Annotated in this window: 20 protein-coding genes; 5 read left to right on the forward strand and 15 right to left on the reverse strand. The window is 64.4% G+C overall.

The annotated features are described in order from the left end of the window. The 8 genes from VIM61_16445 to VIM61_16480 all read right to left on the reverse strand — a co-directional run. Positions 1–1,294, reverse strand: a 1,294-nt coding sequence (locus VIM61_16445) for an ABC transporter permease (protein HEY8902001.1), incomplete at its 3' end; no start/stop codon positions are given. Next, entirely contained in the window at positions 1,291–1,989 is a 699-nt protein-coding gene (locus VIM61_16450) for an ABC transporter ATP-binding protein (protein HEY8902002.1), read from the reverse strand. The genes VIM61_16445 and VIM61_16450, both read right to left, overlap by 4 nt. Positions 1,990–1,998: 9 nt before the next feature. Further along, positions 1,999–3,111: an efflux RND transporter periplasmic adaptor subunit gene (locus VIM61_16455; GenBank protein ID HEY8902003.1), complete on the reverse strand. Its 1,113-nt coding sequence runs from the start codon at positions 3,109–3,111 to the stop codon at positions 1,999–2,001. Positions 3,112–3,140: 29 nt separating this feature from the next. Beyond that, the gene (locus tag VIM61_16460; GenBank protein HEY8902004.1) at positions 3,141–4,325 is read right to left on the reverse strand and encodes an FIST N-terminal domain-containing protein; all 1,185 of its coding nucleotides are present in this window, start codon (positions 4,323–4,325) and stop codon (positions 3,141–3,143) included. 66 nt (positions 4,326–4,391) lie between these two features. Next, positions 4,392–4,796 (reverse strand): ACT domain-containing protein, encoded by a 405-nt coding sequence (locus VIM61_16465; protein ID HEY8902005.1) that lies wholly within the window; start codon positions 4,794–4,796, stop codon positions 4,392–4,394. Positions 4,797–4,830: 34 nt separating this feature from the next. Continuing rightward, a complete protein-coding gene (locus VIM61_16470; GenBank protein HEY8902006.1) occupies positions 4,831–5,514 on the reverse strand; it encodes a metal-dependent hydrolase in 684 nt (227 codons plus the stop codon). Between the two features lie 94 nt (positions 5,515–5,608). Continuing rightward, positions 5,609–8,605: a preprotein translocase subunit SecA gene (gene secA / locus VIM61_16475; GenBank protein ID HEY8902007.1), complete on the reverse strand. Its 2,997-nt coding sequence runs from the start codon at positions 8,603–8,605 to the stop codon at positions 5,609–5,611. A 108-nt stretch (positions 8,606–8,713) separates the two neighbouring features. Next, complete coding sequence (locus VIM61_16480; GenBank protein ID HEY8902008.1) at positions 8,714–9,268, reverse strand: transcription termination/antitermination NusG family protein; 555 nt, start codon at positions 9,266–9,268, stop codon at positions 8,714–8,716. A 167-nt stretch (positions 9,269–9,435) separates the two neighbouring features. On the opposite strand from VIM61_16480, the gene VIM61_16485 reads away from it, so the two are divergent. Next, positions 9,436–10,215, forward strand: coding sequence for a UDP-2,3-diacylglucosamine diphosphatase (locus VIM61_16485; GenBank protein HEY8902009.1), 780 nt, complete (start codon positions 9,436–9,438; stop codon positions 10,213–10,215). A 26-nt stretch (positions 10,216–10,241) separates the two neighbouring features. Here the strand turns inward: VIM61_16485 and VIM61_16490 are convergent, their stop codons facing one another. Together VIM61_16490 and VIM61_16495 are read right to left on the reverse strand one after the other, a co-directional pair. Continuing rightward, a complete protein-coding gene (locus VIM61_16490) occupies positions 10,242–10,772 on the reverse strand; it encodes a prepilin-type N-terminal cleavage/methylation domain-containing protein (GenBank protein HEY8902010.1) in 531 nt (176 codons plus the stop codon). A gap of 13 nt (positions 10,773–10,785) precedes the next feature. Further along, entirely contained in the window at positions 10,786–11,859 is a 1,074-nt protein-coding gene (locus VIM61_16495; GenBank protein HEY8902011.1) for a hypothetical protein, read from the reverse strand. A 395-nt stretch (positions 11,860–12,254) separates the two neighbouring features. On the opposite strand from VIM61_16495, the gene VIM61_16500 reads away from it, so the two are divergent. The 3 genes from VIM61_16500 (at position 12,255) to hflX (ending at position 15,191) form a co-directional block, all read left to right on the forward strand. Continuing rightward, positions 12,255–12,914: an RNA-binding protein gene (locus VIM61_16500; protein ID HEY8902012.1), complete on the forward strand. Its 660-nt coding sequence runs from the start codon at positions 12,255–12,257 to the stop codon at positions 12,912–12,914. A gap of 118 nt (positions 12,915–13,032) precedes the next feature. Next, complete coding sequence (gene miaA, locus VIM61_16505; GenBank protein HEY8902013.1) at positions 13,033–13,914, forward strand: tRNA (adenosine(37)-N6)-dimethylallyltransferase MiaA; 882 nt, start codon at positions 13,033–13,035, stop codon at positions 13,912–13,914. Then, a complete protein-coding gene (hflX, locus tag VIM61_16510) occupies positions 13,911–15,191 on the forward strand; it encodes a GTPase HflX (GenBank protein ID HEY8902014.1) in 1,281 nt (426 codons plus the stop codon). The genes miaA and hflX overlap by 4 nt, the downstream gene beginning before the upstream one ends. On the opposite strand, the gene VIM61_16515 is transcribed toward hflX, so the two are convergent. Then, positions 15,188–15,517: a cupin domain-containing protein gene (locus tag VIM61_16515; GenBank protein ID HEY8902015.1), complete on the reverse strand. Its 330-nt coding sequence runs from the start codon at positions 15,515–15,517 to the stop codon at positions 15,188–15,190. The genes hflX and VIM61_16515 overlap by 4 nt on opposite strands. Positions 15,518–15,547: 30 nt before the next feature. On the opposite strand from VIM61_16515, the gene VIM61_16520 reads away from it, so the two are divergent. Next, positions 15,548–16,297, forward strand: a complete 750-nt coding sequence (locus tag VIM61_16520) for a 16S rRNA (uracil(1498)-N(3))-methyltransferase (GenBank protein HEY8902016.1) — start codon at positions 15,548–15,550, stop codon at positions 16,295–16,297. Here VIM61_16520 and VIM61_16525 read toward each other — a convergent pair. The 4 genes from VIM61_16525 to VIM61_16540 are packed head-to-tail and all read right to left on the reverse strand — an operon-like array spanning position 16,294 to position 19,235. Then, positions 16,294–17,193, reverse strand: a complete 900-nt coding sequence (locus VIM61_16525; protein ID HEY8902017.1) for a metal ABC transporter permease — start codon at positions 17,191–17,193, stop codon at positions 16,294–16,296. The two genes, VIM61_16520 and VIM61_16525, sit on opposite strands and share 4 nt — an antisense overlap. Next, positions 17,190–17,948, reverse strand: coding sequence for a metal ABC transporter ATP-binding protein (locus VIM61_16530; GenBank protein ID HEY8902018.1), 759 nt, complete (start codon positions 17,946–17,948; stop codon positions 17,190–17,192). Before VIM61_16530 ends, VIM61_16525 begins: the two co-directional genes overlap by 4 nt. A gap of 3 nt (positions 17,949–17,951) precedes the next feature. Next, complete coding sequence (locus tag VIM61_16535; protein ID HEY8902019.1) at positions 17,952–18,365, reverse strand: hypothetical protein; 414 nt, start codon at positions 18,363–18,365, stop codon at positions 17,952–17,954. A gap of 3 nt (positions 18,366–18,368) precedes the next feature. Then, positions 18,369–19,235 (reverse strand): zinc ABC transporter substrate-binding protein, encoded by an 867-nt coding sequence (locus VIM61_16540; protein ID HEY8902020.1) that lies wholly within the window; start codon positions 19,233–19,235, stop codon positions 18,369–18,371. Positions 19,236–19,267: the final 32 nt, after the last annotated feature.

Consider the following 19,267-nt stretch of genomic DNA (forward strand, 5'->3'; position numbering starts at 1 on the left):
AAGCCTGCACCGCCGGGTAGATGCCCGACAGGATGCCGGCGCCGGCCGCGAACGAAATGCTCAGGATCACGCTGCCGGCCGAGATAAAAGGCTCGCTGTCCCCCGGCGCGATCACCATGAGGAGCTGCACGAGGCCGATGCCCACCGCGACGCCGAGGACGCCGCCCATCAGCGCAATGGACACGCTCTCGATGATGATCTGCAGAAAGATATCCCGCGCCCGGGCGCCGACCGCCCGGCGAATGCCGATCTCGCGCACGCGCTCGGTGATGCTGGCCAGCATGATGTTCGTGATGCCAATGCCGCCCACGATGAGGCTGATCACGGCAATCAACCCGCCGCTCGTGCGCGTGGCGCGCATGCGCTGCTCCATCTGGTCGAACCAATCCTCCCGCGTGTCGAAGCCGAAGTCATCCACGCCGCGGTGGGTGACCATCAGAGCCTGTCGCACCTGGGCGAGAGCCGGCTCGTAGGCCGACAGATCCTTCACGCGAATCGCGAGATTATTGAGAGCCACCGTGTCGGACGAGTCGTCGGGAAACAGGCCGGACTTGAATTCGTAAAACATCGTCGTGAGCGGGATGATCACCGCCTCGTTCTTGCCGCGGAAGGGGTCCCAGCCGTTTCGGCCGGAGCCGCGCCGTTCCCGACGCGCCTTCTCCGCCCGGTCGATGCCGCGTTCGCGGGCGATCCTGTCGCGGTCGCGCTCGTAGAGCACAAACACGCCGACGACCGTGAACGGTGAGTCGTTGATGAAGATCGTCTGCCCGACGACCTCCTTTGGGGAAAGCGTCGGCCACAGGGTGGAAGCCACGCTATCGCCGATGACCGCCGCGCGCTGGCCCCGGTCGACATCGAGCTGGGAGAGAAACCGGCCAGCCGCAAGCTGGTGCTTCGCCACGTCCATGTAATCGGGCCACGCGCCCGTCACCCGCACGCGCATCGCGTCGCCTCCGGCAGAGACGGGCATGCCGTCCTCGAGCTGCGGCGAGACCTGCGAGATGAGCGGGGCGGACTGCTGCACGGCGTAGGCATCCTGCAATGTGCGTCCCGGCGAGAGATCGTAGAAATTCAGCATCTCGTTCGAGATTTCCTTCTGCACGACATTCACCGTCTCGAGGCCGCCAATCTGCTCCATGAAGGCGCGCATCCCGCGCTCCATGCCCCCGGTGATCGCCATCGTCGCGATGAGGCTGCCGACGCCGAGCACGATGCCGAGCATCGAGAGAAAGCTGCGGAACTTGTGCGAGAAAATTTCCCGCAGGCCGGTCTCGAGGGCGATGAAGGGGTTCATGACTTCGGCGCCGTGCGCGGGTCGTATTCCCGCCGGATTTTTCCATCGCGAATCTCGATCACGCGGTGCGTGACGGCGGCGACTTCCGCGTCGTGCGTGACGAGCACGACCGTGCGGCCGGCCTCCTGCAGTTCGGTGAACATGTGCAGGATGAGCTCGCCGGTGTGGCTGTCGAGATTGCCCGTCGGCTCGTCGCCGAAGAGGATGCGCGGGTCGTTCACGAGGGCGCGAGCAATGGCGACGCGCTGGCACTGGCCGCCGCTGAGCTGCGTGGGCCGGTTGCGCATGCGCTGCTCGAGGCCCACGCGCTTCACGACCGCCTCGGCCCGCTGGCGACGTTTGCGGGCGCCGATTCCGGAGTAGATGAGCGGCACCTCGACGTTCTCGAGAACGTTGAGCCGCGGCAGGAGATTGAAGGACTGAAAGACGAAGCCGATCTCGCGGTTGCGCACGATCGAGAGCTGATCCGAGCTCGCGTTGCTGAGGTCGTGCCCGCAGATCTCCAGCCGGCCGGCGGTGGGCGTGTCGAGGCAGCCGAGCAGGTGCATCAACGTGGATTTGCCGCTGCCGCTGGGGCCGATGATCGCGACGAATTCTCCCTCCTCGATCCGCAGATTCACGCCATCGAGCGCCCGGATCTCCTGGCCGCCGAGGGTGTAATACTTTTTGACGTCTTCGAGGAGAACGAGGGACACGGCGGGCGGCTACGACGGGTTGGCCGCCTGCAGGGTCTTCGGTTCCACGAGCAGAATCTCTTCGCCTTCGTTCAGGCCCGACACGATCTCGGCGTAGCTCATGTTCGTGAGGCCGACGCTGACCTTGCGCCGCTCGGTGGTGCCGCCCTTTCGCACGTAGACGACGCGGTCGTTGTCCTGCTTGAACACCGCGGCGATCGGCACGCTCACGGCATGCTTCGCCGCGCCCACGGGCACCGTCATGCTCACGGACATGCCAGGCTTCAGCGGGCTGTTGCGATCCTCGATGAGCGCCTGCACGAGGAAGCCCTTGATGTTGTTTTTCACCGTGGCGAGCGGGGCGACGAACTCCACGCGGGCCTTTACCCTGTTCGAATCGTCGCCCTGCATGTTCACGAAGACCTCCTGCCCGGGAGAAAGTTTGCCGACGTCCATCTGGTTCACGTTCGTCTCGATGAGCAGGCGACCGAGATCGGCAAACGTCATGAGCGTCGTGCCGGAGTTCACGCTCGCGGCGGCGCTCACGACCTGGCCTTCGTTCACGAGCACATCGAGCAACGTGCCGTCGGAGGGCGCGATGATGCGCGTCTTCACGAGGCGGTCGTTCACGGAGTCGAGCTGGCTCTTCGCCTTGTCGAGGGCGTTCTTGGAAATGAGCAGGTCGGCCTCGAGATTCTTATAGACCTCCTTGCTGATGAGCTTCTCTTCGAAGAGCGCCTTCGCGCGGTCGTAGTTACCCTGATTCTTGTCGACGGCCAGCTGGGCGCCATCGATCGCGGTCTGCGCAGATTTCTTCTCGGTGAGCAGGTCGCGATCGTCGATGACCGCGAGCAGATCGCCGCGTTTCACGCTCTGGCTGACGGTGACGCAAAGTTCCTTCACCTTGCCGCCGACCTCGGATTTCACGTCGACCTGAAAGGCCGGCTTCACCTCGCCGGAAAGCAGGAGTTTCGAGTCCAGATCGCGGCGCTCAACCTTCGCGAGCAGACCCGGCGGCACGTCGTCCCGCTTTTCCTCGACCGCCCGACCGGACAGAAGGAACCAGGTCAGCCCGCCAGCCGCCGCAATGACGATGAAGAGAAAGAGCCCCAGCAGTCCCCGTTTTTTCTTTGCCGCCATCATTCAGAGCAGATGCAACCCTGACAGGTCGCTCAGGTTTCGACAAAGATCGCGCACGACGCCGTGTAGCCGTGCATGCAGTTGGAGCCGGCGACCGGACCAATCTCGCCGTTGCAGAAAAATCCCGCGGAGCTGTGCCGGCCCAGCACTTCCTCGAGCATGCCGGCATCATGACTGGCCGCGCCGAAGAAACTCGAGCCCCGGCCCGTGCAGCAGAACAGCAGCGAGGCCACGGGCCGCTTTGCGCCCTTTGCGGCGGACTTCAACACCCGGCGAAGATCGGAGTCGGCCACATCCTTGTCGCGCAGCTGGTATTGCACCGTCTGGCCCACGCGCGGGATGCCCGCGATGACGACTGCGCCGGAATCGGGGTCCGCGCCGATGATGTTCCGGATGAGGAAATCCCCGGGGCGGAAGTCCTCGAGATATTCCGTGCCCGCGATGCCGGCGAAAAGATTGCCCTGCGCGTGGGACCGCTCGGCCTCCGAGAGGGATTGGAAGGCGGCCTCGAGCGCCTGATAGGCCGGGCGGGAGCCGAGCGAGAAAATGATGTTGTCCTCGGCCTTCGTCACCGGGAGCGGCTCGCCGATCGGCTTGCAACCCTGACTGACGGCCGGCACGAGACGGAGCGAACCGGAAAAGCCAACGAGCACGCCGCCATCGATCACCCGACCATTGTGGAAGACCGCCATGCTCTCGGCGTCGCGACCGCCGCTGGCGAGGCCGCCGATCGTCGGAACGCCCGGGAACGCCGCGTTCCAGTCGACGAGCCAGTCGTCCACCGCGAAGCCGAAGGGGTTCGTGAATACCAGCCAGCCCCCCACCGTCGGGAATCGCCGGGTCCAGAATTTCGGGCCGTCGGCGGCGTCCACGAGCGCATTCGACAACGCATGGATGGAGATCTGCGTGTTCTCGGAATACAGCGCGAGAATGGAAAAACCGCTGCCGCCCTCGCGTTCCTCGCCATCGGAGGTGATCCCGCTGCCGGTGCAGCCGACGAGCTCGCGCACGTGGCCGTCCACGCGGATCGTGTCGGCCATATCCTCGAGGTGGGGCAGATAGTCGGGCGTGACAAAGACGAACGCCAGCGAGGCGGATCCGCTCAGGCCGCTGCGGATGCGTTCCGCCGCCTGTTTCACCGCCGCCTCGTCGTAGGGTCCTTCGTGCAGGACGGAAATGGACTCGCTACGGACGGCGCGCGGAGATTCGGTCGGCATGAACAAGAGATATTCCCGCGCACCCCGGGCGTGTCAACCAAGTGCCGCGGCGCGCGGCATTTCTCCTCACCCGCCGAGGGCGGTCTTCAGCACCCGGAGGGCCTTTTTGGCGTCGTTCACACGCATGATCAGCAGGCCTTTTTTCGCCGTCGGCAGCGAGGCGAGGTAGGCGTATTCGATATTCACCTTGTGGATGGCGAGGGTCGAAGCGATGCGCGAAAGCATGCCCGGCCGGTTCTCATTCTCGATCATCAGAACATCGCTCTCCACCGCGAGCGTGCCGTGCGCCTCGAAGACATGCAGCGCCTTGCGCGGGTCGCTCACGACCATGCGCACCACGGCGTGATCGGTCGCGTCGGCGATGCTGAGGCCGTAGATGTTCACCCGGGCCTCGGCGAGCGCGTCGCACACGGCCGCCAGCGTGCCGGGCCGATTCACGATAAACAGGGAGAGCTGCTCGACGATTTTCACGCAGCCCTCGATTGAAGCACCTCGCGGCGCTCAACTAAAGCGCGATCGTCTCACCGATGGCTGGCAAATGCAGGCGGCAGCCGGCTTTCGCAAACTCCGCCCGGGCCGCCTCGTGATCGATGCGGATCGGCGGGAACGTGTCGTAATGCACGCCCACGACGTCCTTCACGCCGACGAATCCCGCCGCCTTCGCCGCATCCGCCGCGCCCATCGTGAAATTGTCGCCGATGGGCAGCACCGCGAATTGCAGCGCGGACTCCTCCGCGATGAGCTTCATGTCGAGCGTGAGCGCCGTGTCGCCGGCATAATAAAAGGCGCCGCCCTCCTTTGGCGTGACGACGAACCCGCTCGGCTGTCCGCCGTAGCTGCCGTCGGGCAGGCTGCTGGAATGGATCGCGTTGACGGATTTCACGCGGCCGAACTCGAAGTCGAACCCGCCGCCGGGATTCAGCGGATGGACCTTCTCGAGGCCCTGTTTTCCAAGCCACTGGTAGACCTCGAAATTGGCGATCACCTGCGCTCCGGTCCGGGTGGCGATACGCATCACATCGCCGACGTGATCGAAATGCCCGTGCGTGACGAGAATGAAGTCCGCCGCGATGGCGTCCACGTCGACGTCCTTTGCCAGTTCGTTCGGAGTGATGAAGGGATCGAACAGCAGCCGTTTGCCGGCAGCCGTGACCGCGAAACAGGAGTGTCCGTAATAGGTGAAGTCCATGGGGAAGTTTAAGTCTGAAGTGGAAAGTTCAAGCAATCGCGCCGTCTCGAACCGGCTTTTTCACTTAAACTTTCCACTTTTTCCTGAAACTCGCTCAGGCCTTCCGGCCGCAGCAGTTCTTGAACTTCTTGCCGCTGCCGCAGGGGCAGGTGTCGTTGCGGCCCACCTGGGGCGCCTCGCGGCGCAGGGGCAGCTCGAGCCGGGGAGACGCAGACGCTTTCTCGACCTCGTCGTCCTCTGCGGCCATCGCCTCCGCGGCGGACCCGCCGAGCATGATGTCTTTTCCCTCGAGCATCTGCTGGATGAGCGTCTGCGGCAGGCTGCCGAGAAGCTTCTCGAAGGCCTGGAGATTCGTCGTGCTGCGGAAGAGGTTGTTGAGGACCTCGGATTTGATGTTGTCCATCAACTCCACGAACATCGCGTAGCCGTCGTTTTTGTATTCGACGAGCGGGTCCTTCTGGCCGAAGGCGCGCAGGTTCACGGCCTCGCGGAGGCCGTCCATCGCGTAGAGATGCTCCTGCCAGAGACGGTCGATCGCGTTGAGAATGATGTAACGCTCGAGGCCGGTGAGCGCCGTCGGCTCTTCGATGGCGGCCTTCTGCTCGTAGGCGTTCTTGATCGTCTCGACGAGATACGCGGAATTTTCTTCGGCGGTGCGCTTGTCGAGATTCGCGCGCTCGGGCGTGAGCCCGAGCGGGAACGTCGTGTTCAACCACATGAGCAGGCCTTCCGCGTCAGGCTCGACGCCTTCCTCGGCGGTGAGGTATTCGGCGACGCGCTTGGGCACGACCTCGTCGATGACCTCGTAGATCATCCTGCGAGGGTCCTCGGTGTCCATCACCTCGTTGCGATAGCCGTAAACGACCTCGCGTTGCTGGTTCATGACATCGTCGAACTCGAGCGTGCGGCGGCGGATCTGGTAATTGCGGGCCTCGACGCGCTTCTGCGCAGTCTCCACGGAGCGGTTGAGCCACGGGTGCTCGAGCTCCTCGCCCTCCTTCATGCCGAAGGTCTCCATGATCTTCGTCATGCGCTCGCTGGCGCCGAAGTTGCGCATGAGATCGTCCTCGAAGCTGACGAAGAAGCGCGACAAACCGGGGTCGCCCTGGCGCGCGCAACGGCCGCGCAGCTGGCGATCGATGCGGCGGGATTCATGACGCTCGGTGCCGAGCACGTAGAGGCCGCCGAGTTCCTGGACGCCTTCGCCAAGTTTGATGTCGGTGCCGCGGCCGGCCATGTTCGTCGAGATGGTGACGGCGCCCTTGAGACCGGCGCGCTGGACGATCTCGGCCTCCTGCAGGTGATACTTCGCGTTGAGGACGGTGTGCGGGATCTTCTCGCGCTTGAGCATGCGACTCACGAGCTCGGAAGCTTCGACGCTCGCTGTGCCGACGAGCACGGGCTGGCCCTTCGCGTAGGAGGTTTTGATCTCCTCGATGACGGCGTTGTATTTCTCGCGGCGCGTCTTGTAGATGCGGTCGTTCAGGTCGATGCGGGCGACCTTGCGGTTCGTCGGGATGACGGACACGTCGAGCCGGTAAATGTCGTGGAACTCATTGACCTCGGTCTCGGCGGTGCCGGTCATGCCCGCGAGTTTTTCGTAGAGGCGGAAGTAATTCTGAATCGTGATCGTGGCGAGCGTCTGCGTCTCGCGGTCGATCTGCACGCCTTCCTTCGCCTCGACGGCTTGGTGGAGCCCGTCGCTCCAGCGGCGGCCGGCCATCTTGCGGCCGGTGAAGGTGTCGACGATGATGACCTTGTTGTCCTCGACGACATACTCGACGTCCTTTTCGTAGAGGCAGTAGGCCTTGAGGAGCTGCGAAATATTGTGAATGCGCTCGGCCTGCGCGTCGCAGAAAGCCTGGCGCTTGCCCTTCTCCACGGCCTTCTCGGCGGGAGCGAGCGCGGCGTTCGTCTCGATGTCGGCGAACTCGGTAAGCAGGTCGGGCAGCACGAACGCGTCGGGATCGTCGGGATTGAGGTAATCGCGACCCTGCTGCGTGAGGTCGGCGTCCTGCTGACGTTCGTCGATCGTGAAGAACAGCTCTTCCTTGAGCTCGATGAGTTCGTCCTTCGTCTTGTTGTCCTGATAGAAATACAGCTCGGACTTGTCGACGAGGCGGCGGATCTCGGGGTCCTCCATCAGGCGCATCAGCGCCTTGTTGCGGGGCTGGCCGAGCTTCACCTTGAAGAGCGTGCGGCCCGCGGCCTCCTTGTCGCCCTTCTCGATCAGCTCCTTGCCCTCGGCCACGAGGCGGCCGCAAAGCATCGTCTGCCGGCGCACGAGCTGGTCGACGAGCGGCTTGAAGCGGTCGTATTGATGCGTGGAAACGGTCGCCGGGCCGCTGATGATGAGCGGCGTGCGCGCTTCGTCGATGAGGATAGAGTCCACTTCGTCGACGATCGCAAAGTAATGCCCGCGCTGCACCTGCTGCTCGCGGCTGCTGGCCATGCCATTGTCGCGCAGGTAATCGAAGCCGAATTGCGCGTTCGTGCCGTAGCTGATGTCGGCGGCATATTGCGCACGGCGTTCCTGGGGATCCTGATCCTCCTGGATAATGCCGGTCGTGAGACCGAGGAATCCGTAGAGCTGGCCCATCCACTCCGCGTCGCGACGGGCGAGGTAATCGTTCACCGTGACGAGATGGACGCCGCGGCCGGTGAGCGCGTTGAGATAAAGCGGGAGCGTGGCGACGAGCGTCTTGCCCTCACCAGTGGCCATTTCCGCAATGCGGCTCTTGTGCAGGACCATGCCGCCGATGAGCTGCACGTCGAAGTGCACCATGTTCCAGGTCACGGCCTGATCACACACCGTGAAGCTGTGCTTGCGCTCGGTGAGGCGGCGCGCGGCCTGCTTCACGACGGCGAAAGCCTCGGGCAGAATTTCATCCAGTCTCGCCTGGAGTGCCTTGGGATCCTCGATCTTCGCAAGCTCTTCCTTCCAGGCGGCGGTCTTCGCGCGAAGGTCCTCGTCGCTGAGCGAGCCGAGCTGCGCCTCGATCTCGTTGATGCGCCGCACGGTCGGCTGCATGCGCCGCAACTCGCGCTGATTTTTCGAGCCGAGAATGAGTTTGAAAATCCAGTTGATCATGACGAACTCCGCCGGGGAGGCTTTCCGGGCTTCGGGCGGAACGAAGAATGAAAGTCGGATACCCGCGAAAGGCAATGGGAAAACCGCGACCCTTTCGGACGGCGGCACCTACTCCGGCGACAACGGATGCGACGCATCGGGCAGGATCGCCCCGGCGGAAATCTCCACCTCGCGCTCCATCCCGAGCACCTCGAGCAACACCGCGACGCGCTCGCGCGCCGGCAAAAGCCGCGAAACGACCGCCGTCACGCCCGCGTAAGCTCCCTCGACGATGCGCACTTCCGTGCCGGGCTCGATCGACTGCTCGATCACGATCGTTTCGTCGCCGGTGACGTGCGCCTTAAGCTCCGCGATGATCTGGTCAGGCACCACCGCCGGCTGCTCGCCGAACCGCACGATCGTCGAGACTCCTGAGATGGACACGATGTGGCGGTGATGCTCGGCAAAGGCGAACCGGCCGAAAAGATACCCGGGAAACATACCCTCGGTGACCCACATCGTGCCACCGCGACGGGCCCGCTTGAAGCGGATGAACGGGCAAAAGACCTCGATCCCCGCCTCGCTCCGCAGCATCCGTGCGCTCACGGCCTCCTGCTTCGGCCTCACCCGCACGCAATACCACGCGGGCTCTACCGGAACCAATTTAGGGTCAAAAGTCGCCATGAAGAAAATGTCGCAGAACTCTGGAAAGCAGGAATAACGCAACTTGCCAACGCGCATCTCCGCTTTTTTGAAACGTCGCTTTGTTTCGGAAACGTCACAACCGCGCGGTTCCGATGCGATCCGGATTGTGAATAACTTGGGCATAAATCAACGGACAAGCAGCGCTCATGGCACACTATCGAACAGGGTGGATTTCGGACGTGCATCTCGGCACGCGTGGTTGCAAGGCGGAGGCGTTACTGGAATTTCTCCGCACTCACGAGTTCGACACGCTTTATCTTGTCGGCGACCTCATCGACATCTGGGCGCTCCGACGCGGGATCTACTGGCCGCAGGAGCACAACGACGTCATCCAGAAGCTCCTTCGCAAGGGCCGCAAGGGCACCGAGATCATCTACATCATTGGAAATCACGATGAGTTCCTCGGCAGCTTTTACGGGAACTTCGCCAGCGTGACGCTCCAGCAGAACGCGATTCACACCACGGCGGACGGACGACGCCTTCTCATCATTCACGGCCACGAACTCGACACCGTGGTGCAGAACCTCGGCTGGCTCGCCCACGTGGGAGACATTGGCTACACGCTCCTCATGCGGTTCAACGGCCTCATCAATTTCTTCCGCCGTCTCCTTGGCCTCGGTTACTGGTCACTCAGCGCCTACGTGAAGGCCGAGGTGAAGAACGTGGTGAGTTTCATCGGCAAGTTCGAGGAAGCCGTCGTCCGCTACGCCCGGGAACACAAAGTCGACGCCGTGCTCTGCGGCCACATCCACACCCCGGGGGTGCGCGACATCGACGGCATCACCTATTACAACACGGGCGACTGGGTCGAGAGCGCGACGGCGATCGTCGAGCACCACGACGGCCGGATCGAGTTGCTGCATTGCCCGCTCGATGTCGAAGGCCCTTTCGAACCGGAACCGGCCCTCGAGCTGACCGCGGCCTAGGATTTGCTCATGCGAATCCCGCGCGGCTAGAACATCCGCACGTGGCCGTCGGCGAACACGACGTTGACGCGGCCGCCGTGAACGGCCGTGAAGTCGCTCGCAAGCGGTGCGCGGCTGGAAGGGACCACCATTTCCCGGCCCCGGCGATAGATCTTCGTCGCGTTGACGAGTTCGGTATCCACCAACGGGCGCCACATGTAGCTGGAGCCCTCCTTCTTGAAGTAACTCGTGGTGCGAGCCATGTCGGCCGGGCATTTCAGGGCGGCCTCCTGCAGACCGTAGGGCCCGAGGACGGCGAGCAGCGCATTGACCTGCCTGCCCTGATAAACCGGGTTCGACGGCATCGCCTCGATCTCGGGGTAATAGTTGTCGTTATCCAGGGCGCAGGCCTGCACGGCGCCCGCGATCGCGCGGAGATTGCCGGCGCATTTTGCGCTCTGCGCCTTGGTGAGCACGCCCTTCAACGATGGGATGAACAGCGTCGCAAGCATGCCAATGATGGCGATCGTGACAAGCAACTCAATGAGCGTGAAGCCGGACCGGGACCGAAGTTTCATGAGGGTCTTTGGCTCAATTCGAGGATTTGGCCTGCTTCGCCTGCTGTTTCCGCTCGAGATACTGCCGGAAGCGCTCCGCCCGCTTCTCGGGGCTGCGTTTGGCATCGTTGGTCATCATGCGCTGCAGCATCCGCTCCTGCACGGCGGGATCTTCCATGATTTTCTCCACGGCGGCCCGGCGCTCGGCTTCCGGAAGGGCGCGAATCTTCTCGAAGGTCGCCCGCATCTGGTCGCGATCCCTCTTCACCTGTTCCCGTTCCGCGACGGGCAGCAGGGCGAGACGCGCGTCCTCTCGTTCCTGAGCCCACTCGGGATGGAAATTCCCCCGACCGCCGCCACCCGGGCCGCCGCCAAATCCCCCGTCGGTGCGCGGGCCACGATCGCCGCCCCCGACCGGGCCTCCCGGGCCATTGTCCGCCACCTGCTCGGTCTGAACGCGAAGAACGAAGACCTCCTCGTATTGACCCTTTGCGGATTTCACGAGGCTTCGGATCGCATCCGCAGCCTCGCCCCCTTTCGGAGGTGTCGCCACCGGGGGATTCCAGGTCTGCGGAACGATGATCGAGAGCCCGGTCTTCTGCGAAAGCTGGTCCAGGTAGGACTGGAGCTCTGGCTTGTCGGAGGGCGAAACCTTCCACGCCACCTTGCGCACGTCGATGACGGTGTCGCCGCCGCCACCGCCCCAGTCGCCGGGGCCCCCACGGCCGCCGCCGAAGCGGGCAAAATCCGAATCGCCTCCCCCGCGACGCCCGCCTTCCTGCAGAGCGGACACCGCCGCGATGACGTCCGGTTTGGTCGGGCCCGCCGCGTAGCTCACGCTCCAGTTTCCGTCGAACCACGAAGCGAGCACATCCACCGCTTCCACCGGCGGCACGCGATCGACATCCATCGACACCGGCGCGGTGAGATCGGCATTCGTGACGATCTTGATTCCGCCCTGCCGCTCGATGGAGCGGATCACCTTCGAGAGAGGCTGATCGGCGACGTGAACGGTCACGAGTCCCCAACCGGAAATGAAGTGCCAGACGAGCATGACGAAAAGCACTGCCGCGACCCCGAGGAGGAGTTTGATCCGAATGGGATTCATGATGGTTGGGTTATAGACGATGAAACGCGGCGCCTGCGAAAAGGTTGCGATTTTTTCTTCCGCGAGCACTCGTCGACGACCCGGCCGGCAATGGGGCTTGATCTTTTCAGGGCGCATGCGGATAGTGCGGCTCCGTCAGGGGTTTCCTTTCGTGCAATTCACGGCCTGCTATTTCGCAACTCTCTCACCCGGACCGCAATGGGTCCGGCGTTTCTTGCGTCCGTTGCTCCGTCTGCTTGAAAGCCTGCTCGCACCTGCGCCGGGAGAAGTCACCCCCGCGCATGCCAGCGAACCCTCGGACACAAAACCATCGCGGTCAGGGGCGGTCGTATCCCGTCACTCACGCGCCGAAGTCCGGCGCGGCGCCCACACTGCGACACATCGTAAATACACTAATGTCAACCAATTACACTTCAGAAAATCCCCGCCAGTCCTCTTCGCGCGGGGGCCGTCGTCGTTCCCGTCGTGGGGGCAGCAATCGCTCCGGCGAGGGCAGCCCGCGCCGCTCCCCGGAGGGCGGTAGCCGCACCTCCAGCCGCCGCGCCGACAGCCCGGCTCGCAAGCCCAGGAAGCTCACGCTCTGGGAAAAGATCGTTGCCTTCTTTACCGGCGACAAGTCCTCGAAAGCCGCCGCGCCGGTCGCCCGTCGCAGCGAGCGCACCCCGTCCGCCGAGCCCCGCGCGGAACGTGCCGACCGTCCCGAGCGCGCCCCGCGCGCTCCTCGCTCCGGCATGCGCGCCCCCGAGTCCGTCGAGGTCACGACCCCGCGTCTCTACGTCGGTAACCTCTCCTTCGACGCGTCGGAAAGCGACCTGCACGAGCTCTTCAGCGGCGTCGGCATCGTCCAGAACGTCGAAGTCGTGAGCAATCGCCAGACCCAGCGCTCCAAGGGCTTCGGCTTTGTCCAGATGCAGACCATCGACGAGGCCAAGCGCGCCGTCGCCGAACTGCACGACAAGGAATACATGGGCCGCAAGCTCGTCGTCAGCGGCGCCAAGGCCGCCGACCGCCGCGAGGAACGCCCCTCCGAGCAGTCGCAGCAGCCCGAGCAGTAAGCTCACCGGACAACTTCAAAGAAAAGGGCCCGTCTCCAGGCGGGCCCTTTTTCTTTGCCCCGACGCCGAACCCGTCCAAAGATCCGGCATCAAAAACCCCGAATTCCCAATCCTCTATCTGGCCGGCCCCACCGGCGTCGGCAAAACCGCCCTCGCGCTTGCCCTGGCCGAGCGTCTGGACGCCGAAATCGTCGGCGCCGACGCCTACCAGATCTACGCGGGGATGCCCGTGCTCACCGCCCAGCCGACCGCGGAGGAACGGCAACGCGAGCCCCATCATCTCGTCGGTTGCATCCCGCCCGCGGAATCCTTCGACGCCCAGCGCTACGCCGATCTCGCCCGCCCCATCCTCGCCGACATCGTCGCCCGCGGAAAACGCGCCCTCGTCGTCGGGGGCACCGGTCTCTATTTCCGCGCCCTGATTTCCGGCTTTGCGCCCACGCCCCCTCCGAATCTCACCCGCCGCACGGAACTCGACGCCCTGGAATTGCCCGAGCTCGTCGAGATCCTGCGTCGCACCGACCCCGCCGCGCCCGCCCTCGTGGATCTGCAGAACAGGCGACGGGTCGTGCGCGCCATCGAGATCGTCGAGGGATCCGGCCGACCGCTCGCGGATTTTCGCCAGACGCCTCCCGCCAGCGCACCCGGCTGGCTGCTCGTGCGCGAGCGCGACGAACTGCGCCAGCGGATCGCCCAGAACGTGCAGGCCATGTTTTCCAACGGCGTCGTGGAGGAGGTCCGCTCCCTCGGCGACACCGTCGGCCCCACCGCATCGCGCGCCATCGGCTGGCGGGAGATTCAGGCCCTGCTTCGAGGCGAGCTCACGCACCCCGAGGCGGAAGCCGCGATCATCACGGCCACGCAGCAATATGCCAAAAGGCAATTGACGTGGTTCCGACATCAAACTACGTTTCGCTCGTTGGATTTGACGGCTAACCGACATCCCTCAGACGCAGTCCCCGGCGCTCTCCGCGCGCTGAACGAACCCGACGCCTCATGATCGAGGCCCGGCAGCGAAACTCCGAGAGGGCCATCCTCGTTGGCCTCGAACAGCAAGGCGTCAGCCACTGGGATCTCGAAGATTCGCTGCAGGAACTTGCACAACTCGCCGCCACCGCCGGCGCCGAAGTCGCCGAGGTCGTCGTCCAGAAACTCGAGAAACCCACCGCTGCCACCTACATCGGCAAGGGCAAGGCCGAGGAAATCGCTCGCCTCTGCCGCGAGAAGCAGGCCACGTCCATCATCTTCGACGACGAGCTTTCGCCCGCTCAGGGCCGCAATCTGGAGGAAGCCACGTCCCGCAAGGTCATCGATCGCACCCAGCTCATCCTCGATATTTTCGCGCAGCGCGCCCGCACGAAGGAAGGCCGCCTGCAGATCGAACTCGCCCAGCTTCAGTATCTGCTCCCGCGACTCACCGGCATGTGGACCCATCTGTCCCGGCAGAGCGGCGGCATTGGCACCCGCGGCCCCGGTGAAACCCAGCTCGAAGTCGACCGCCGGCGCGTGCAGGAACGCATTTCCCGACTGGAACGCGACCTGAAGGACGTCCGGCGCAACCGCACCGTGCAGCGTGAGGGCCGCCTGCGCCACAACTGGCCGCTCGCGTCGCTGGTCGGCTACACGAATGCCGGCAAATCCTCTCTCTTGAATCGCCTCACCGGCGCCGGCGTGCTGGCCGAGGACAAGCTCTTCGCCACGCTCGATCCCACGACACGCCAGCTCGTGCTGCCGAATCGCCAGAAGATGCTGCTCACCGACACGGTGGGCTTCATTCGCAAGCTTCCGCACACCGTCATCGAGGCCTTCAAGGCCACGCTCGAGGAGGTTTCCCTCGCGGATCTGCTCATCCACGTCGTCGATCTCAGCCACCCGCATTTCCACGAGCAGATGGCGGCCGTGAACGCAACGATTCGCGAGCTGAACGCCGAGGGCAAACAGACACTGCTCGTCTTCAACAAGATCGACGCCGTCGCGGACCCCGCCATCGTCTGGCAAACGCTCAGCCACCATCCCGGCAGCGTCGGCATCTCGGCCCGCACCGGGGAGGGCATGGATACGCTTATCGAGGAACTCACCCTTCGTCTCAGCGCCTGGCGGATGCGCGTGGAATTCCACGTGCCGAATTCCGAATCCGCCGCGCTTGCCGAGCTCCACCGCATCGGCCATGTGCTTTCCGTGCGCTACGAGGACGACCTCGCGATCGTCACGGCCCACGTTCCGCCCGAGGCGAAGAGTCGCTTCGCCGCCTTCGAGCTGACCCCGGCCGCGGTCTAGCGACCTTCCGGCGGCCAGTGCACAGCCAGCCACACCGTCGGCTGTTCCGGGTCGGTCCACGTCACCCGATGCCGCCGCCGGGCGGGGATGAAGAACGAATCGCCGCGCTCCAGCCGCACGATTTCCGGCGGATCGGCCAGGGTCAGTTCCGCCGCACCCTCGACGACGAGCACCCATTCGGCCCACGTCTGGTCATACCATTCGCCAGCGGGAGTCACGTGGCCCTGCGAAACGATGCGCTCGATCCGCAGCCCGGCATAGGCGGCGAGTTCGAGAAAATGCTCGCCGGCGCCCGACGGCGGAAACGAGGCAAAGAGGTTCGTCATTTGCCGGAATTGTCCGCTAAAGTCTCGTCCATGCACCGGTTTTTTCTGCCTCCCGCTGATCTGCTTTCCGATTCTCCCACGCTGAAGGGCGACGAGGCGCACCATTGTTTGAATGTCGTCCGCCACGAGGTGGGCGACAAAATCATCGTCTTCGATGGCCGAGGCAACGAGGCGACCGTCCAGATCGTCAGCGCCGACAAGCGCGAGGCGGCGCTGAAGGTGCTGCATCGCGGGAAATCCGCGCCGATCGCCTGCCGCATCACGCTCGCACAGGCCGTGCCGAAGGGGAAGAACATGGACCTCATCATCGAGAAGGCCGTGGAACTCGGCGCAGCCGAGATTGCCCCGCTGCTGTCGGACCGCACGATCGTCCAGCTCGATGCGAAGGAAGCCGTCGCCAAGCGCGAGAAGTGGCAGACGATCGCGCTCGAGGCCTGCAAACAGTGCGGCCAGAACTGGCTGCCGGAGGTTGGCGCGCCGGTGAGCCCGAAAACGTTTTTCGAGCAACGCCGCCCGAGCGGTCTGCTCCTCATCGCTTCGCTCCAGGGCGATTCACGCCCGATCAAACCGACCCTCGCTGCCTACGCCGCGGCCCACGGCGGGCTGCCGAAAGAAGTCACCGTGCTGGTCGGCCCCGAGGGAGATTTCACGCCGGCGGAGCTCAGTCTTGCGAAGAGCCTCGGCTGCCAGCCGATCACGCTCGGCCCGATCATCCTGCGCACCGAGACCGCGGCCATCTACTGCCTCAGCGTGCTCGGCCACGAGCTCTTCGCCGGCTAGGCCGCATCGTTCTCCGACCACCGCGCGAGCGATTGCTCGTGCAGGTGGCGGCGGCGGAAAAAACGCGAGAGCACGCCGTATTTCGGGCTGAAAAGCAGTGCGGCGAGAAAGATCGCCCCGAGCACGAGCACGATGCACGCGCCGGACGGCAAATTGAGCCAGTAGGAGACAGCCAGCCCGAGGCACGAGCCGAACATGCCGAGCAGCCCGCCACCCCAGAACAGCGCGCTGAACGAGTCCGAAAACAGGTAGATCGTCGCCGCCGGCGCGACAAGCATCCCAAGCGCAAGCACGACGCCGACAGCCTGCAGCGACGCGATCATCGACAGCACCAGCGCGCCCATCAGCAGGTAGTTCAGCGCCGTCACGGGAATGCCCTGGCTCGCGGCGATCGAAGGCTCGAAGATCGTGAGAAACAGCGGCCGCTCCAGCGCAACGAGCACCGGCAGCACCACGAAACCGATTGCGTAAATCACCCACAGGTCGGAATCCGCAAGGCCGAGAATGTTGCCGAACAGGTAGTGATGCAGCTCGACCCGCACCGGCGAGAGGCTCAGCAACACGAGCCCAAGCGAGAAGGCGCAGGCGAAAAGCAGGCCGAGTGAGGTGTCTTCCTTGATCCGCGAACTCCGCGAAATGAGCTGCGTGCCGATCGCCACGAACAACGCCGCGATCATCGCACCGAAGAACAATCCGACGGGCGCGAGGCCGAAGATCAGAATCGCGACGGCGAGGCCTGGAAGCAGCGAATGCGCCATCGCATCGGCCATCAGCGCGAGCCGGCGCAGCACGATGAACGTGCTCAGGCATCCGTTGGTGAAGCCGATGAGGGCGCAGCCGAAGAACGCCCGCTGCATGAACTCGTGACGAAAGGGGTCGAGGAGCCAGTCGATCATTTGGCGGGGTGGTGGTGATGGTGGCGACGATGTCCTTCGCCCGCAAACGCGAGGGTGCCGAAGGTCTTGTCGATGTTGGCCTCGGTGAAGGTGGTGGCCGTATCGCCGGCCGCGATCAGCTCGCCGTTGAGGAAAATCACCTCGTCGAAGAGCTCCGGCACGGTCTTGAGATCGTGATGGGAGGCAATCACGAGGTTTCCCGCGGCGGCGAGATTCCGCAGGGTCTGGCTGAGAAGATCCTGCGCAGGCTTGTCGAGGCCGGTGAAGGGCTCGTCGAGCAGCATGACGTGGGCTTCCTGCGCGAGGGCGCGGGCAAGGAATGCCCGCTGTTGCTGGCCCCCGGAGAGCGCGCTGATCTGCCGACCGGCCAGCTCGGTGAGCTCCATGCGTGCGAGCGCCTTCTCCACGGCCGCGTCATCCGCCGCGCCGAATCGCCGCCACCAGCCGAGGCGCGTGTAGCGCCCCATCTCCGCGAGGCCGCGCACGGTCACCGGGAAATCCCAGTCGATCGCCTCGCGCTGCGGGAGGTAGGCGATGTCGTGCCGATGCGCGCCGTGGCCGCCGAGTTCGATCGACCCGGCCTCGGGCCGGATCAGGCCAACGAGCGCCTTGAAGAACGACGTCTTCCCCGCGCCGTTCGGACCGAGCAGCGCGATGCATTTCCCGCACTGCAGCTCGAGCGTGACGTGGTGCACGGCGGGCACGCGATGGTAGGAGACCGTAAGGTCGCGGATCCGGAGACGATGCGAGGCCATGCGTTATTTGAAGGTGAGAACTTCGCTGACCGCGCCGTCGCCCCACACCGTCTGCGCGGAAGGTTCGTCATCGCCGCGGGCAACCTCGAGTTTCACGGCCGCCGTCTGGCCGAAGGACCACTTTGCGTCGACGACGAGATCCACTCCCTCCGTCGAAAAGGGCATTTCGACGACCGATTCGACCGGCGACGTCGAGGCGTCGCCCCGCCAGATCACCTTGCCGAGGTGGGACACGGAAAACGAGAGCGGCACCGCCGTGGACGTGAGTCGCAGATGAACGGCAGAAGCTTTCGTCGCCGGCGCCTCGGGCGCGGCCGTCGGCGCCGGCCGGCTGACCGTGAGGCTCCGCAACGGAACGAGCAGGAAAAGCAGCGCAGCCACCATGAGGGCCGCACGAAACAGGGGAGAGCCGCGCACGATCTACTTTAAAGCCTCCACGATGGTCGTGACGTTGTGCCGCTGCATCTTCTCGTAGGTGTCGGCGTCCACCCCGGGCCCGTCGGCATACAATGTGCCGCCGATCTTCGCCCCGGTCTCACGCGTGATCTGCGAGCTCACCTTAGGATTGAGCGTGTCCTCGAGAAAGATGGCCTTCACGCCTTCCTTGCGAATGACGTCAATGAGATCGTTCACCTGCCGGGTGGAAGCCTCCTGGTCGGGATCGATCCCCTCGATGGCATAAATTTTGAAGCCGTAGTCTCGAGCGAAATATTGAAAGGCGTCATGCGACGTCACCAGCTCGCGCTTGTCACGCGGGAGGAGCGCAACCTGTTGCTTGATCCAGCGATTCAAGGCCGCGAGTTGCGCAAGGGATGCGGCCGCATTCTTCTGAAACTTCGCGGCCGACGCCGGATCGGCGGCGACAAGCGCATCGCGAACGATCCGCGTGGCGCGCTCGACGTTCGTCACGCTCTGCCACCAGTGGGGGTCTTCACTGTGCTCGCCACCAGAAAAGGCGAGTGATGGAAGCTGATCCCCGACCTTGAGCAAAACGGCGTCGCTGCCCGACGCGGCCTGCAGTTTGTCGAGGTAATGCTCGAGATGCTTGCCGGAGGCGAGGATAAGCCGGGCGCCAGCGAGCTGCTTCAGATCACCGGGCGTCGGCTGGTATTCGTGGGGATCGACGCCGGGCTTCACGAGGCCAATCACCGTCACCGCATCGCCGCCGACCGTCCGCGCGATCTCGGTGAGGATCGCCGAGAAGGAGACCACCTTCACCGTCTCGGCCGCGGGCAGCGGCGCAAGCGAAACCGTCAGAAGGGCAAACAGGGCGAAAAACTTCTTCATGCACAAAGACTAGATCACCCGATCGTTATCGC

The sequence above is a fragment of the Chthoniobacterales bacterium genome, assembly GCA_036569045.1.
GTDB lineage: Bacteria > Verrucomicrobiota > Verrucomicrobiia > Chthoniobacterales > JAATET01 > JAATET01.